Origin of the sequence: Halalkalibacter alkaliphilus (assembly GCF_023555415.1) — a bacterium.
Lineage (GTDB): Bacteria > Bacillota > Bacilli > Bacillales > Bacillaceae_D > Halalkalibacter > Halalkalibacter alkaliphilus.
The window spans coordinates 47,619-63,593 of the sequence record NZ_JAKRYL010000002.1 but is presented as its reverse complement, the minus strand read 5'-3'; the positions used below and the strand labels follow the sequence as shown (position 1 = coordinate 63,593).

The following is a 15,975-nucleotide window of genomic DNA, read 5'->3' as shown; positions in this document are numbered from 1 at the left end:
ATTTTTCTATGGATATCGTTACCCTATTTTCGGTAATGATATCCATTTTTTTCGTTTATAACATTATTTAGGAGGCTATTTCATGAAAACAGTTAAAAGCAGTAATTTAGGTTATCCTCGTATTGGCGAGAACCGTGAATGGAAAAAAACATTAGAATCATTTTGGGCTTCTACGATCAATGAGGAAACATTTTCCACAAGAATGAAAAAGTACCGTCTGCATCACCTTCAAAAGCAAAAAAATAAAGGCATTGATTATATTCCTATCGGTGATTTCTCTTACTATGATCACGTACTTGATACGGCTTCTATGTTTGGATTAGTGCCGAAACGTTTTGCTCATACGTCTGGTCCGGTTTCTTTATCAACATATTTTGCCATGGCCCGCGGAAACCAAGCGGCACATGCATGCGAAATGACTAAGTGGTTTGATACAAACTATCATTACATCGTTCCAGAAATTGAAAATAAAGAACCCGAATTAGTTGAAAACAAACCGCTTCATGCATTCTTAGAAGCAAAAAAAGAATTAAATATAATTGGTAAACCAGTTATTCTTGGACCTTTTACTTTTTTAAAACTAGCAAAAGGCTATAAAAAAGAAGAGTTTGCTAACATCTTAAACAGTTTTGTTCCAGTATATACACAATTGTTGTCTGAACTTGCTGATGCCGGTGCGAAACTCGTACAAGTAGATGAACCTTATCTTGTTATGGATATAACAAAAGAGGAAATGGAAATTTTCTCTAACCTTTACCGTGAAATTGTAACAAACGTACCTAATGTCAATATCATATTGCAAACGTATTTTGAGTCCGTTTCTCACTATGAACAATTAGTACAAATTCCGGTTAAGGGAATTGGTCTCGATTTTGTATATGGCTATAAAGAAAACATTGATGCTATTGAACGATTTGGTTTTCCTGAAGATAAGGTTTTAGGGGTAGGAATCATTGATGGAAGGAATATTTGGCGAAGCAACCTGCTAGAAAGCCATCAAATTATAAATAAGCTTAGCAATCATGTCCCCTTTAAAAATCAAATTTTGCAACCAACTTCTAGCTTGCTCCATGTCCCTGTTTGTTTAGAGCAAGAAACAGGTCTAGACCCTATTGTTAAAGACGCCTTAGCTTTTGGAGACGAAAAACTAGATGAATTAAGGTTGCTAAGAGATGTAACAAACGACCCCACTCAGTCATCTCTAGAGTTATTGAACCGTCATCAACAGTCATTTGAAAAATTAAACGAATCAAATTGGCGTGTGAGAAAAGAAACTGCCGGGCTTCCTACTAAACGAACAAAGGAATTTCAAGAGAGATATCAGTTACAAAACCAAAAATGGAATTTACCACTCCTACCTACAACAACGATTGGTAGCTTCCCTCAAACAAAAGAGGTTAGAAAAGCTCGATTTAAATGGAGAAAAGGTGAACTATCGAATGATACATACGAGGCTAATATCAAATCCATGATCGCTAGATGGATTCGCATTCAAGAAGAGTTAGATATTGATGTCCTCGTACATGGAGAATTTGAACGAAATGATATGGTTGAATTTTTTGGTGAGAAGTTAAATGGATTTGCCTTTTCTAAAAATGGCTGGGTGCAATCATATGGATCACGCTGCGTCAAACCACCAATCATTTTCGGTAACGTATCACTCGATAAACCGATGACGCTTAATGAAACACTTTATGCTCAGTCTCTTACCGACCGTCCAGTTAAAGGAATGTTAACAGGTCCAGTTACAATTTTGAATTGGTCCTTCGTTCGTAACGATATCCCACACCAAGAAGCGGCCTATCAAATTGCAGAAGCTTTACTAAAAGAAGTTCAATCATTAGAACATGCGGGAATTACCATGATTCAAGTTGATGAACCTGCCTTAAGAGAAGGTCTACCATTAAAGAAAGAAAAACACAATACGTATTTAAATTGGGCCGTTGAAGCCTTCCGGATGAGCACATCAGATGTAGCAGAAACGACACAAATTCATACACATATGTGTTACAGCGATTTTAATGAAATTATCGAAGCTATAAAAGAACTCGATGCCGATGTTATCTCCATTGAAACTTCAAGAAGTCATGCGGAAATCATCTCTGCATTTGAAACTAATATTTACGACAAAGGTATTGGACTTGGTGTGTACGATATTCACAGTCCTCGTGTTCCAAGTGAAGAAGAAATGACTTCAACTATCGAGCGAGCACTGTCGGTTTTACCAGCTGAACTTTTTTGGGTAAATCCAGACTGCGGGTTAAAAACACGTGGTGAAAAAGAAACGGTTGCTGCTTTAGAGGTCATGGTGAAGGCTGCGAAATCTGCAAGAAATCAGCTTACCAAACAAGTCACTCAATAAGAAGGAGCTGCAAATGAGATATGAACTAATCACCTTTTTAAATCAAACAAAAGATGAGAAAGTTATTCTTGCTTTTATTAAAAATATGGACCGCAAGAGCTTACTGACATTATTTCATTATCTCTCATTCACTGATTCGAACACAAAAGAACGCTGGATTGCTGCTTATTATAAGTTATCGAACTAATAAGGATAAAAAAAGGGTTGTCTCAAAAGCTGATAACAGAGGTGGCAATGGCTCCGTTCGCTACGCGCCTTGAGAGGAGGAACCCACTCCTCTCAAGGCTTCAAGAAAAATGTAGCGACTCCGCTCATTGCTTCGGGGCTGTCCCAAAAGGTCAAAAACACACCTTTTAGGACAGCTCCTTTTATTACCTAAGATTATCTATTCCCTGGAATGAAGAAGGAAAATGTCGTACCTTCATTCATTTTACTGTGAACGGATATATGGCCATCATGCGCTTCTACGATATTTTTCGCAATTGCAAGACCAAGACCTGTCCCTCCACGTCCTCTCGTCCTAGCTTTATCCGCTTTGTAAAAACGTTCAAACACATATGGCAGATCTGCTTCCGGTATGCCTGATCCTGTATCAACAACATCAAATTTACATCCTTCATTATAACCGCGAATAATTAGCTTAACTTGGCCATTTTCACTTGTATGACGAATCGCATTATGCAATAAATTTGTTAACACTTGCTCAATTCGATCTGGGTCACAGTTTATCGTTGCCACGTCAACCATCTCTAATGAAACATCAATTCCTTGCTCTCTAGCTAAACCATGGAATTTCCGAATAACACGTTCTGCAAATGACTGAACATCCAACTCTTCTTTATTCAGTTCAACATGTCCAGCTTCCATTCTCGCAATATCAAGAAGTTCATTTACTAATCTACCCATTCGTAAAGACTCATCATAAATGATTTTAGCAATTTCTTTTTTCTCCTCATCAGAGCCAGCAATATCATCAATAATTGCTTCACTATACCCTTGCAACATTGAGATAGGTGTCCGTAGCTCATGAGAGACATTGGCAATAAAGTCTTTACGAAGTTTGTCGTGCCTGCGGTCTTCAGTCATATCTCGAAGAACAGCGACCGCTCCCCGTATTTCCTGACGATCATATAATGGTGTCATTAAAACCGTCCAGCTTCTCCCTTGCATTTCTACTTCAGCTACTTGTTCTTTCTCTAACAAAACAACCTTCTCAAACAATGTTTGTAATGCGGCTGGTAGTGGTTCATCACTATCATGTTTCATTCCCTGCTCATAGTACCAAGATTGAATAAATCGCTCAGCCGGTGGATTAGTCAAAACAACCCGGCCTTTCTTGTTTAACGTAATAACACCATCAGCCATACTCCCTAAAATGCGGGAAAGTTGCTCCTTTTCTTGGTTTAAGGCATTAATATTCGTATTTAATTCACGACCCATTCGGTTAAATGCAATTGCTAGGTGACCAATCTCATCATGAGTAAGAATCGGTATTTTTGTATCAAATTTACCTTGAGCCACCTCTAAAGCTACTTCCCTCATTTTACGCAAAGGTGCATTAATTCGAGTCGATAAGAAGAAAGCAAAAATCGTTGTTAGAACTAACGCAATACCAGCGGAGAAATAAATAATTTGCTTTGTTTCATTCGACGCCTCTTCAATCGCAGCTAATGATTGATACAGGAATACAGCCCCATCATCAAACCGCTCAGGAGAAAGCGGAACACCTACAACCATGATCTCAGAATGAACTTCTTCCCCATCTCCAACAAAAAGAAAGTCTCCTTCTGTCATCACGACTTTTTCACCAGAAAACACTTGTGATAATGTCTCATCTGTAAAAAATGTATCCAGCGTTACTTGATGAGCTTCAGCTTCATCTGTACTCCATGTTTTCTCTCCATCTACAAGGATAATAATATGGGTATCAAAAGCCTGTCCATATTGGTCAATCGTATAAAGAGCATCTCTTTCATTTTCATATCCTTCATACATAGAAGCAATCATTGTCGCATGGTTTACAAGCTGGGATTCTGCCTCATTTACATGAAATCTTTCAAATGATTGAAGCATCAGCACCATCAAAATACTAAGGACAACAGAGACTAAAGCTAAAATGGTAAACCAAAGCTTCCCTACGACACTTCGCCAAAACATTCTTACTTCACAGCCTCAAATTTATAACCGATCCCCCATACAGTGGAAATCATAGAAGCAGCTTCAGGTGAAATTTTATTTAATTTTTCACGTAACCGTTTAATATGTGTATCAACCGTACGTAGATCTCCAAAGAAGTCGTAATTCCATACATCTTTTAATAACTGCTCTCTAGAGAACACTTTATCAGGCGACTGAGCCAAATAATGAAGCAGTTCATATTCTTTCGGAGTCAGGCTAATTTCTTCATCTGACACTGTCACTCGATGGGCATCATTATCAATCATTAAATGTTGAAAAACCAATACATCTTTTGCTTGTGTGTCCGTTTGCAAGAATTTAGTTGAAGAAGACCGTCTTAATAATGCCTTTACTCGCAGGATGACCTCGCGAGGGCTAAATGGCTTAACGATGTAATCATCTGTCCCTACTTCAAATCCTTGCACTCGGTTTGCTTCCTCCCCTTTTGCAGTCAGCATCATCACAGGTGTAGCCTTTGTTTTCCTTAGTTCCTGGCAAACTTCAATTCCATCCATTCCAGGCATCATAATATCTAGAAGGATTAAGTCGTACTCCTCTCCAAGAGCCAATTCTAATGCTTGCTCCCCATTCTCTGCTTCTTCTACTTCATAGTTTTCACGCTCTAGATACATCTTTAACAATCTGCGAATTCTATCCTCATCGTCTACTACTAAAATACGTGCTTCTTTTTCCATTATTCCTTCCTCCTCGGATCAAGCTATTGTATGTATTTTACCACAAAATTATCAAATGAAAGAAAACCCAGTACATTTAGCAGAGACCTACTAAAAAAGGAACTTTCTCCTTTTTCAGTAGGTCTCAATGATAAGCGCAGTTACTATCGCCTTATCGCTTTCTTCATTGTGCTTTATAATGCATATGAGTGTAAACCAGCAATAACTAAGTTTACAAAGACTAGGTTGAACATAATAATGGCAAATCCAATTACACATAGCCAAGCTGATTTCTCTCCATGCCATCCTTTCGATAACCGTAAATGTAAATAGGCAGCATAGAAAAGAAATGTAATGAGTGCCCACACTTCTTTCGGATCCCACCCCCAGAAGCGTGTCCAAGCAATTTGGGCCCAAATCATGGCGAAGATTAGTCCACCTAGGGTAAATATCGGGAAGCCAATTGCAATGGCACGATAACTAACTTCATCAACTGCTTGAGGGCTAACTCCCTTTAATATCGGTTGGATTGCTGCACCAATTCGTTTCCGTAAAACGAACCTTAACACCCAATACAGGACAAAGCCTGAGAATAGAGACCAAATAACTGTATTTAAGTCATTAGCGACAATAATGGCCGGAGCGTGAACAATTGGTGACATAACTCCTTCCGTTAAAAGTTCCCCCTCATTTGGACCAACTAAGGCTGGGAGAGTATACGTCATTTCAGCTTCCATTCCATTTTCATTGATGTATGCAAAATTCGCTTCGTAATTCATTGCATTAAAAATAGACCCCATTAAAATAAAGCCAACTAAACTTAAAATGGCATACAAAACAAATTCCAATGATCGAGTTTGTTTATTTGCTTTAGTAAAGTCTATCGTCCGAATAAGGTAAATAAGGCCTGCTACAAAACCAATAGCAAGGATTCCTTGGCCAATTGCAGTTGTAATAACATGAATTTTCAACCAGATACTTTGAAGCGCAGGAATAAGCGGCGCCACTTCACCAGGGAACATTGAGCCATATGCAATGATGAGCATAACAATTGGCATTGTAAACAACCCAAGATAATTAGAGCGATAAATAGCATAAATAATAACAAATGCAAAGCCAATCGCAATTCCAAGGAATGTCATATACTCAAACATATTACTAACTGGAGCATGTCCTGAATGAATCCAGCGTGTGATAAAATACCCAATTGATAATAAAGAGCCTAAAATCGACAATAGGAAGCCGAAAAAGCCCCACCTGTTTCCGGTCATTTCCCCTTGTTTGTCACGCCATTTCTTCCCTGTAATAGAGACAGTAAACGCAATCGTCGCTAATAGATAAACGAAAAAGGCAATAAGTAGGAAATTTGAACTGATTGCTGCCATTTGATGTATCCTCCTCACAAAAAGGGCTAGGAATGTCTCCATTCCCAATCCCTTTCCTAAAACCTAAAATATTTTAATTTAACTTTTGTTGTTTACTTCTTCTTCTTCCACCTGATCGACCGGAGCAGATAAGGATGTATCAGAGATTACGTAATCAATATCTTTTCTTAGTGCAAGATAGTTTTTATTCGTATGACCAGCTATCCAAACTTTTCCATCTATTCGTTGGAACCAAATTCGACGGTGTGCCCAGTAAGAACCTTGAACAAGGCCAATCATAAAAATAAATCCACCGATAATCAAGATAGGGAGCGTATAATCCTTCCGGACGATTAGAGCAGAGACATGCTTTGTTTCTACATCTACAAAGGTCATCTTATAATCATTTTCCCCCATCGGTTCAAGATTTGTCCGAATTCCAACAAAACTGACTTCTCCTTCTGGAGTATCAGGTGTGTACATATCGAAAATAAACACTGGATTATCAGGAATTTGTGACCTGGTCGATGGAACATTCGAACTCGACATAACAAAATCTGGGAAATACTCTCTAATTTCAATTCTGTACCCATCCCCTAGGTCATAAGAGGATTGCGGATCGAACAAATCAATGGTAACTTCTCCAAAAGTCTCACCCGTTGCTTTCTCCTCTAGCGTAAAGGTCATCGAATTTAATTCATGAAGCTTATAATCAACTTGATAGAGGGCAAAATCATCAAACTTCATAGGCTCATTCACTCGTATTTCCGCTCGATCTATTTCTACTAAATCTCCTTCAGTACCAACTGCTCCTGTATTTTCTCTCTCGTATAAAACAGCGTTAGTTTGATACGTTCGAACAATCGGTCCTCCAGCTCTTTGCATCGCCTCTCCGAATACATAATCATCTTCATCATAAAGTTCTATAATAAACTCTTCATTCCCAATATGGTACTGCCCGCCTGTAGTTGGAACGACCGTGGTTTCTCCTTCTCGAATCCACATATGCTCATCAACGTACATACCAGGAAAATAGCGCAGCATACAACCAATCAAAAAGATGATCAATCCAATGTGGTTAATATATGGCCCCCAGCGCGCGAACCTTCCCTTTTCTGCAACTAGATTCCCGTTTTCTTCAGAGATGTTATACTTTTTCTCTTTTAACTTCTTTCTTACAACATCAAACGACCCATCAATGTCTTTTACTTCAGACGTCCCAAACACACGTTGTCTTTTCAAAAAATTCGCATGCCTTGTTACCCTTTGCGTTTTTAACGCACGGTACAACGGAAAAAAACGATCAATACTAGCAATTAAAATGGATACCCCTAAACTAGCAATTAGTAGCATATACCACCATGAGCTATATAAATTGTGAAAGCCTAATTGATAATACAATTGGCCCGTAAAACCGTATTCCGCTGCATAATAGTCTTCAGGTCTAACAGAAGGCGGGATGTACATTTCTTGCGGATAGATTGTCCCTAATGCTGAAGCAAGAAGAGTGATGACAATAATCCATATTCCTACTTTTACAGAAGAGAAGAACATCCATACTTTATCTATAAAGGTTGTTGTGTACGTTTGAGACCTTCTAGCCACACCTTCATATTTCATATCTAGTAGCTTTTCTTGGTTGTCATTCGTTCCAAGCGGCTTCCCACACGATTCACAAACAATCGTTCCACGTGGGTTTACGTGGCCGCACTCACACGTTAAGTTACTCATTTCCCCACACCTCAATTATGTTCCAGGCTTAATCTCTTCCATGAAGTCTCGCACCATTTGCTCTGTCATGCCACCTGTGAACACTCGCACAATCACTCCATGTTCATCGATTAAAACAGTTGTTGGCAACGGCCTAATTCCATATGCTTCAATGACATTTAACCCATTATCGATTGCAATTGGAAATGTTAAGCCGTGACGATTTGCAAATCGTTCAACCGTAAGTTTAGGCTCATTGGCATTAACGGCAATAATTTCGACGCCCTTCTCTTTATATTCAGCGTATAGTTCTTCCATAATCGGCATTTCTTTTACACACGGAGGACAATATGTTCCCCAAAAATTTAAGAAGACACCTTTTCCTTTAAATTCCTCGAGCTCGATGCGTTCACCTTCTAAGTCATGCAATACAAAATTAACAGACAAATCCCCAGCTTTGGCCACACTCCGGTCTGCCATAAAGTTGGAGTAAAATGTATAGGCAAGTGCTAACGCGATAATCGCCAAAATACTCGATCTCATTATTAATCTTTTTTGTTTCAACAAACATATCCCCCTTCCTTAACCTTACGCTATTTCCTCTATTATAACGTTAGAAACTGTATGTAACTATGGGAGCTTTATGACGGTTTCGTGACAGCTAATTCACGTAAATGCTTTACTTCAATCGGCTTAAGTGGTCGAACGTCGCCAGGGTTCATCCCCCTTAAGTCTAGAAAACTATACTGCTCACGCTTTAATTTCATTACAGGGTGTTCAATCGCATCAAACATACGACGTACTTGGCGATTTCTTCCTTCATGAATTGTCAATCGAATAATGGCAGTTTGTTTCTTCTTATCTATTGACATCATTTTCACTTTCGCAGGGGCAGTCTTTCCATCTTCAAGCATGACACCATTTTGTAGTTGTTTTAACTTTTCTCTCGAAGGGATACCTTTTACTTTCGCCACATATACTTTTTCCATTTTAAATTTAGGGTGCATTAGCATGTTAGCAAAATCCCCGTCATTGGTCAGCAAAATCAAGCCAGATGTATCATAATCAAGTCTTCCAACTGGAAACACACGTTGTTCGATTTCAAGAAAGTCCGTTACTGTTTTACGACCTTTTTCATCTTTCACACTCGAGATAACACCACTTGGTTTATACAAAAGAAAATATACTGGTTCCTCTCGATCAATTGGTACACCTTCTACTTCGATTTCATCTTTGTTCGGCGTTACTTTTACTCCTAACTCACGTACTACTTTTCCGTTTACTCTTACTTTTCCATCAATAATTAATTGTTCTGCCTTACGCCGTGATGTTATTCCAGCTTGGGCAATTACTTTCTGTAACCGTTCCATCTTGTTCACCTCATGTACCATCATACTCTTCCACTAATTAATTCTCAAGCGAAAGAAATTTCAGCCTATTATATAAATAGAAAACGCTATGGAGATTTGACAGCTCTCCATAGCGTTCGTTGCTCCTATCACACCAGTATGTTTAAATCCCCATTGAAATATACTTCGTCTCAAGAAACTCTTCTATACCGTGATGTCCTCCTTCTCTCCCTAATCCACTTTCCTTAAAGCCTCCAAATGGAGCTTGAGCAACTGAAGGAAGAGCATCATTCACACCGACAATTCCATATTGAAGCGCCTCACTCATTCGAATCGCATTCGATAGATTTTGTGTATAAAGGTAGGCTGCTAAACCGAAACGTGAATCATTGGCACGCCGAATGACTTCGTCAATTGTAGAAAAAGTAGAAACTGGTGCTACTGGTCCAAACGTTTCTTCCGTCATACAAATCATATCATCTGTAGCCCCCGCAATAACCGTTGGCTGATAAAACAATCCGGAAATCGTCTCTCCACCTATTAACACTTGAGCCCCTTTGCCTTTTGCATCCTGAACCTGCTGTACGACTTTCGCAACCGCGTCCTCATTAATTAGCGGTCCGATATCATTTCCATCTTGTAACCCATCGCCAACCGATAAATCTCTCACTTTTTCAATAAACTTTGCTAAAAATGGTTCAACAACATCTTCATGTACATAGATTCTGTTAGCGCATACACATGTTTGCCCAGCGTTACGGAACTTTGAAGCAATTGCCCCTTCTGCTGCTAAATCCAAATCAGCATCATTCATAACAATAAATGGCGCATGTCCGCCTAATTCTAAAGATAATTTCTTTACTGTGTCAGCTGCTTGTCTCATCAAAAGCTTACCGACTTCAGTTGAACCAGTGAACGTCACTTTTCTAACACGCTCATCACTCATCCATGTTTGGCCAATTTCTTTCGGGTCACCAATAACTACATTAATTACACCCGCAGGAATTCCAGCCTTCTCAGCAAGTTTAGCCAAATATAAAGCCGTTAAAGGTGTTTGTTCCGCTGGCTTAATCACAGCCGTACAACCAGAAGCAAGTGCCGGTGCTATTTTTCTTGTAATCATAGCAGCCGGAAAGTTCCATGGCGTGATCGCAGCAATAACTCCAACAGGTTGTCTATGAACAAAAAGTCGTTTATTTGAAGCTGAAGCTGGAATTGTTTCTCCATAAATTCGTTTTCCTTCTTCTGCATACCAAGATAGAAAGCTATTGGCATACCCTACTTCTCCAATTGCTTCCTTTAAGGGCTTTCCTTGTTCTACTGTCATTAACTTGGCAATCTCTTTTGTTTCCTCTTTAATTAATTGATGCCAGTTCATCATTAATTCACTACGTTCATTCGCGGTAAGACTAGACCATTTTGAAAAGGCTTCGTAAGCCGCATCAACTGCACGCTCTGCTTCTAAAGCTCCCCCTTTAGGTACTTTCCCAACTAACTCACCTGTAGATGGATTTATTACATCTATTTGCTCATTGAGTGAAACCCATTCACCACCAATGAATAGACCCCATTTGTTCATGTTGTTTCTCCTCCTTTGCTTAATACGTCTTGTCTTCCTCCTAATGAAATTTTTACCATAGATTCATAGTCAAATCAAGATTTTCAACTTTAATAAGCATTAGAGTTGCTCCCCTTCACTAATGCAGATTCAGAGGCCTCCATAGTATTAGAATATTACTTAGAGGCTTCCATTTAAAAAGGAGAAACGCTGCAACATTATTCGAACAAATAAAAAAGAGGTTACGATTTTTTATTTTGTTCAATATTTTTAATTGACTCCCCCGTTGGAATACTAAACAATCTGCTTTTTGGCTCATATATGGTTTGAGAAGGCCAAAGTCCATGATGCCCCGAAACAATATAACTTGTTAGGCAAGCAAGAAAAAAAACTCTATTCCTTTGCCATCAAACATCTCAATAGCCAACAAAAACGCTGCTATTGGTGTATTAGCTCCTCCGGCAAATGTAGCAATCATACCAATTCCAGCAAGGAAAGAAAGTGGCAAGTCAACAATTCCATACAGAGCATTTCCTAAAGTTGCTCCCATAAAAAATAAAGGAATTGCTTCTCCCCCGACAAAACCGGTTCCAAGAGTAACTGCTGTAAATACGAGTTTAGCTAGAAAGGCAAACGGTGGAACTTCTTCTTTAAAAGATTGTTCCAACATGTCTAATCCACGTCCGTTGTAATCTACTGTACCTAATATTATAGTTAACACTACAATAATGATTCCCCCTACACATGCTCTTACCATATGATTTTTCTTTGTGTATTTTTCAGAAGCTTTATGAATCCCGTGCCTCAACTGACAGTATAGAACACTTAGAAGACTAAAAATAATGGCTAATAATATTACTTTACTAAATGAAAATACGGAGTGCTCTGGAACTGCTTGTATAATGAATGATTCATGCTCTACTCCCCAAGCTTTTTCAGTTATATAATGACCGACAAAACTTGCTACAAGACAAGGTACAACTGCTTCATATTTCATTTTTCCTAAAGTGGTCATTTCCATTCCAAAGATTGCTCCTGTTATTGGAGCTCCAAAAGCTGCCCCAAAGCCAGCACTAATTCCGCCCATCAACAAAATTTTTGTATCAATTAGATTCACTCTGAAAAAGCGATTTATTGCTTCAGCTACACTCCCTCCCATTTGGATGGCAGCCCCTTCTCTTCCAGTCGATCCTCCAAATAAAATTGTAATAAATGTTCCCAAATAAACGAGAGGACCTAACCTTCGTAACATCTTCGTTTTTCCATGAACCCCTTCTATTACGAGATTATTTCCTTTATATAAATCCTTCCCAGCTTTCCTTCCTAATTTCATATACATATAGCCCAAAACGCCCCCACCTAAAGGAAGAAAAAAAAAAGCCATGAATTTGCTTCTCGTGTTTCCCCAAGTAAATCATTCGTATGTAAAAGAAAAGCTGTTGTAGACCCTATGATTAACCCAATGACACCCCCAAAAGAGATCCATTTTATAAGGGTTAAAAATAATGTTTGATACTTTAGTTTTACATTCATTTTTCTAGCCTCATTTCAAATTCTTAGGGTGTTCAATTAAATGTTCTTTATTTTTCACTTCCGTAAATAAGTTCGGCGATTCACTTAATTGAGTGATTGGCGTTTGAATAGCTGAGTTAGGCATGTGCGCTTGAAGTAGAGATAGTAGCATTTGAATATCCTCTTTAGTAGCATATTGCTTTTCAGGTTTTAGCATATATCCTAATTGACCATTTGATTCGATCGTTGCCCACTGAAGGTCACTTATTTTCTGGATTCCTAGCTGCCTCATTCTAACCTCAAGCATATCAACAGTTAACCTTAGTTTTTTTAAGTTTTCTTCGTTTAATTTTCCGTCTTCTACAACAATAACCGATTTGCTATAAAAGAAGCTTTCAAGAACATCAAATTTCAACACGATATATTCGATAAAAAGAAGTGTTAGGACTAGCAATAGTGTAATTAACATAGTAATCCATATATTCCGATCACCTACAGGTTGAATGATTAACGAGCCTACCGCTACCATCATGACCGTTTGTGCGACCGTCAATTGAGAGATCGACTTTCTCCCGGCTAAACGTAAAATTAATACTCCTCCAAAAACAATAACAATTGCTTTCCAAACAAAATGTAAATCCAACTACAATGCCCCCTTAGTTCATCCTTATCTATGAAAAGAAAAGGGTCTAACTTTACCTTTTAGCTTTTGTTATTCCTTTTAAAACCATCCCACTCATTTCTATAAAACTTCTCTCACAAAAAAATGCTTCACTTCAATAAGAAGCAAAGCATTCTATCGTATTTTAATTATCAAATATGACTACACTCCAAACACGTACGTTACAATTAGAATAGAAGCGATGACCCCAACAATATCAGCTAACAAACCTACCTTTAAGGCATCTCCCATCTTTTTAATTCCCACTGCTCCAAAATAAACTGTTAACACATAAAATGTCGTATCTGTACTACCTTGCATTGTTGATGCAAGTCTTCCTATAAAAGAATCTGGCCCATAAGTAGCAATTAAATCAGATGTCATCCCTAAAGCACCCGTTCCAGAAATTGGTCGAATCATTGCCAGTGGAACGATTTCAGAAGGGACACCAATGGCCTGCAGAGCAGGTTTCATCAATTCAATAATAAAGTCCATTGCACCTGAGGCTCGAAAAACAGATATGGCTACGAGCATCCCTACTAGATAGGGAATGATAGAGATCGCCATACCAAAACCTTCTTTTGCTCCTTCTACAAATGTTTCATACGTTGGTACCTGCTTGTACGTTCCATACATAAGGACAAAAGCGATTAAAATAGGAATAAACCAAATCGAAATGACCGTGATCCATTCCATCTAGACACGCCCCTTCCTTACTCGCCTAAAATAAAAATATCGATCGATTAAAATAGCACCAATTGTTGAGCAAGTCGTTGCTACAAGAGTTGTCCCCACAATTTCAGTTGGTGAAACAGAACCATAACTCATTCTAATGGAAATCACCGTTGTTGGAATTAACGTAATGCTAGCTGTGTTAATAGCAAGTAACGTAATCATCGAGCGACTAGCTGAGTCTCTTCCCCCATTTAATTCTTTTAGCTGCTGCATCGCTTTAATCCCCATAGGAGTTGCGGCATTTCCCAATCCAAAAAGATTAGCAGTCATATTCGATAAAATATAACCCATGGCCGGATGGTTGGACGGTACCTCAGGAAATATTCTAGTAGCAATCGGACGCATAAGCTTCGCAAGGACATTTAAAAGTCCACCTTCTTGTGCAATTCTCATTAAACCAAGCCAGAAAACGAGGATGCTAATCAGGCCAAGACAAATGGTCACAGCATCCTTCGCTCCAGCAAAAATGGCTTCATTCACTTCTTCCATTCGACCATTTACTGCCCCAAAGGCAATTCCAATGACAAGCATCGCTACCCAAATTTTATTAATCACTACTTCTCACCCCAATGGTTAAAGAAAAAAGATCGAGAAATCGGGTCCAAAATCCTTTCTTTTCTTCTATTTTGGGAGGGTCGTATAGCAACGGGACCTGCCCAATTTCTTCGTTATTAATAAATAATTCTACCTTGCCCACAGGTTGAGGTGGAACATAATTATCTTTACGTTCTTCACTTGGTGGTTTATATAGGGTTACCTCTTTTGAAAGGGACTCTTGTTCGGATTGTGACAATGGATATTTAAATGCGTAAGGTGCATATACATGATCCTTATAAAATTCATCCTCAATACCTTGTTGAATCCCTTCTTCTACTAACACTTCTGAGTCATAGGTTTCAAACGCCCAGTTGAATAAGTTCATATGATCATGCCAATCACTAGGTGCATTTAATGTTACAGCTATCAGTTTCTCATCATCTTTCTCCGCTGTTGAAACAAGGGTACGCTTTGCTCGTTTTGTATAACCCGTTTTTCCCCCTGTTGAGTATTTGTAAAGTTCGGTTAATAGTCTATTCTTATTGTGCCAAACTCGGATTTGGTCTCCTTCTGATCGATAATTTTTCGTTGAGGAAATGTCACGATACATTTCATTATCCATTGCATACTGTGTTAGGATTCCCATATCATAGGCAGAAGAATAGTGGTCTTCATGGTCATCAAGACCATGAGGATTTTGAAACATTGTATTATTCATTCCTAATTGCCCAGCTTTTTCGTTCATTAAATAAACAAACCCTTCAAGGCTTCCACCAACATGTTCGGCGATTGCCACTGCTGAATCGTTTCCACTACGAAGCATTAGCCCATAAACGAGATCCTTCAGTTTAATCTCTTCTCCTGAGCGTAAATAAATAGAAGAACCTTCTGTTCCTTCTGCCCGGGAAGATACTTTTACCATCTCTTCCATTTTTCCTGATTCAATCGCAAGGATGGCTGTCATGATTTTGGTAATACTCGCAATTCTCAGTGGGGCATGTTCGTTTTTCCCATATAAAACTCGTCCTGATTCCTGCTCAATTAGGACAGCAGCCTGAGCAGAAACCGAGAAATTACGTTGTTCTGCATGTGCATGAAGCGGCAATATTGGAATAATTAAAAACATAGCAATCACAATAAGTCCAAGTTTTTTTCCCATTTCTGATCCCCGTCCTGTCTTTATAATGTTATCTCCTGATGTGACACATCATGTGCCTGTCTTTTTTCTTCTCTTACTAGCCAAGTCTATGCAGGACAACCAATGATATGACAATGACCTTTGGAATCATAAACGAACTTGTTTATCTTTATAAGATTAGGAAATAATGAATAAGA

At 38.6% G+C, this 15,975-nt stretch carries 15 protein-coding genes; 2 read left to right on the top strand and 13 right to left on the bottom strand.

Annotation, left to right across the window (positions count from 1 at the left end):
* The first annotated feature begins 82 nt into the window (after positions 1–82).
* Both metE and MF646_RS01860 read left to right on the top strand, forming a co-directional pair.
* Positions 83–2,362 (top strand): 5-methyltetrahydropteroyltriglutamate--homocysteine S-methyltransferase, encoded by a 2,280-nt coding sequence (metE, locus tag MF646_RS01865; RefSeq protein WP_250094794.1) that lies wholly within the window; start codon positions 83–85, stop codon positions 2,360–2,362.
* Positions 2,363–2,375: 13 nt separating this feature from the next.
* Positions 2,376–2,549, top strand: a complete 174-nt coding sequence (locus MF646_RS01860; RefSeq protein ID WP_250094793.1) for a hypothetical protein — start codon at positions 2,376–2,378, stop codon at positions 2,547–2,549.
* Positions 2,550–2,743: 194 nt separating this feature from the next.
* Here MF646_RS01860 and MF646_RS01855 read toward each other — a convergent pair whose 3' ends face one another.
* From MF646_RS01855 to MF646_RS01795, 13 genes are all read right to left on the bottom strand, one after another.
* Positions 2,744–4,519 carry an ATP-binding protein gene (locus MF646_RS01855; protein WP_250094792.1) on the bottom strand — a complete coding sequence of 592 codons (1,776 nt, stop codon included), beginning with the start codon at positions 4,517–4,519 and terminating at the stop codon, positions 2,744–2,746.
* A gap of 2 nt (positions 4,520–4,521) precedes the next feature.
* The gene (locus MF646_RS01850; RefSeq protein WP_250094791.1) at positions 4,522–5,235 is read right to left on the bottom strand and encodes a response regulator transcription factor; all 714 of its coding nucleotides are present in this window, start codon (positions 5,233–5,235) and stop codon (positions 4,522–4,524) included.
* Positions 5,236–5,408: 173 nt separating this feature from the next.
* A complete protein-coding gene (gene ccsB, locus MF646_RS01845) occupies positions 5,409–6,599 on the bottom strand; it encodes a c-type cytochrome biogenesis protein CcsB (protein ID WP_250094790.1) in 1,191 nt (396 codons plus the stop codon).
* Between the two features lie 78 nt (positions 6,600–6,677).
* Entirely contained in the window at positions 6,678–8,309 is a 1,632-nt protein-coding gene (gene resB / locus MF646_RS01840) for a cytochrome c biogenesis protein ResB (RefSeq protein ID WP_250094789.1), read from the bottom strand.
* 15 nt (positions 8,310–8,324) lie between these two features.
* Positions 8,325–8,852 carry a thiol-disulfide oxidoreductase ResA gene (gene resA / locus MF646_RS01835; protein WP_250094788.1) on the bottom strand — a complete coding sequence of 176 codons (528 nt, stop codon included), beginning with the start codon at positions 8,850–8,852 and terminating at the stop codon, positions 8,325–8,327.
* A gap of 77 nt (positions 8,853–8,929) precedes the next feature.
* On the bottom strand, positions 8,930–9,658 hold the full coding sequence (locus MF646_RS01830) for a pseudouridine synthase (RefSeq protein ID WP_250094787.1): 729 nt from the start codon (positions 9,656–9,658) through the stop codon (positions 8,930–8,932).
* 142 nt (positions 9,659–9,800) lie between these two features.
* Positions 9,801–11,216 carry an NAD-dependent succinate-semialdehyde dehydrogenase gene (locus MF646_RS01825; RefSeq protein WP_250094786.1) on the bottom strand — a complete coding sequence of 472 codons (1,416 nt, stop codon included), beginning with the start codon at positions 11,214–11,216 and terminating at the stop codon, positions 9,801–9,803.
* 349 nt (positions 11,217–11,565) lie between these two features.
* A complete protein-coding gene (locus MF646_RS01820; protein ID WP_250095054.1) occupies positions 11,566–12,534 on the bottom strand; it encodes a chloride channel protein in 969 nt (322 codons plus the stop codon).
* Positions 12,535–12,554: 20 nt separating this feature from the next.
* Positions 12,555–12,728: a hypothetical protein gene (locus MF646_RS01815; protein ID WP_250094785.1), complete on the bottom strand. Its 174-nt coding sequence runs from the start codon at positions 12,726–12,728 to the stop codon at positions 12,555–12,557.
* A 10-nt stretch (positions 12,729–12,738) separates the two neighbouring features.
* Positions 12,739–13,350 carry a DUF421 domain-containing protein gene (locus MF646_RS01810; RefSeq protein ID WP_250094784.1) on the bottom strand — a complete coding sequence of 204 codons (612 nt, stop codon included), beginning with the start codon at positions 13,348–13,350 and terminating at the stop codon, positions 12,739–12,741.
* Between the two features lie 180 nt (positions 13,351–13,530).
* A complete protein-coding gene (locus tag MF646_RS01805; RefSeq protein ID WP_250094783.1) occupies positions 13,531–14,064 on the bottom strand; it encodes a spore maturation protein in 534 nt (177 codons plus the stop codon).
* Positions 14,065–14,658: a nucleoside recognition domain-containing protein gene (locus MF646_RS01800; RefSeq protein ID WP_250094782.1), complete on the bottom strand. Its 594-nt coding sequence runs from the start codon at positions 14,656–14,658 to the stop codon at positions 14,065–14,067.
* The gene (locus MF646_RS01795) at positions 14,651–15,799 is read right to left on the bottom strand and encodes a D-alanyl-D-alanine carboxypeptidase family protein (protein ID WP_250094781.1); all 1,149 of its coding nucleotides are present in this window, start codon (positions 15,797–15,799) and stop codon (positions 14,651–14,653) included. Before MF646_RS01795 ends, MF646_RS01800 begins: the two co-directional genes overlap by 8 nt.
* Positions 15,800–15,975 lie beyond the last annotated feature (176 nt).

What these genes read in the sequence shown, in the direction of transcription:
- ccsB (WP_250094790.1), bottom strand. Translation starts at nt 6,599, where the DNA reads ATGGCAGCAATCAGTTCAAATTTCCTACTTATTGCCTTTTTCGTTTAT.
- MF646_RS01805 (WP_250094783.1), bottom strand. Translation starts at nt 14,064, where the DNA reads ATGGAATGGATCACGGTCATTTCGATTTGGTTTATTCCTATTTTAATC.
- MF646_RS01815 (WP_250094785.1), bottom strand. Translation starts at nt 12,728, where the DNA reads ATGAATGTAAAACTAAAGTATCAAACATTATTTTTAACCCTTATAAAA.
- MF646_RS01860 (WP_250094793.1), top strand. Translation starts at nt 2,376, where the DNA reads ATGAGATATGAACTAATCACCTTTTTAAATCAAACAAAAGATGAGAAA.
- resB (WP_250094789.1), bottom strand. Translation starts at nt 8,309, where the DNA reads ATGAGTAACTTAACGTGTGAGTGCGGCCACGTAAACCCACGTGGAACG.
- MF646_RS01795 (WP_250094781.1), bottom strand. Translation starts at nt 15,799, where the DNA reads ATGGGAAAAAAACTTGGACTTATTGTGATTGCTATGTTTTTAATTATT.
- metE (WP_250094794.1), top strand. Translation starts at nt 83, where the DNA reads ATGAAAACAGTTAAAAGCAGTAATTTAGGTTATCCTCGTATTGGCGAG.
- MF646_RS01820 (WP_250095054.1), bottom strand. Translation starts at nt 12,534, where the DNA reads ATGTATATGAAATTAGGAAGGAAAGCTGGGAAGGATTTATATAAAGGA.
- MF646_RS01855 (WP_250094792.1), bottom strand. Translation starts at nt 4,519, where the DNA reads ATGTTTTGGCGAAGTGTCGTAGGGAAGCTTTGGTTTACCATTTTAGCT.
- MF646_RS01825 (WP_250094786.1), bottom strand. Translation starts at nt 11,216, where the DNA reads ATGAACAAATGGGGTCTATTCATTGGTGGTGAATGGGTTTCACTCAAT.
- MF646_RS01850 (WP_250094791.1), bottom strand. Translation starts at nt 5,235, where the DNA reads ATGGAAAAAGAAGCACGTATTTTAGTAGTAGACGATGAGGATAGAATT.
- MF646_RS01830 (WP_250094787.1), bottom strand. Translation starts at nt 9,658, where the DNA reads ATGGAACGGTTACAGAAAGTAATTGCCCAAGCTGGAATAACATCACGG.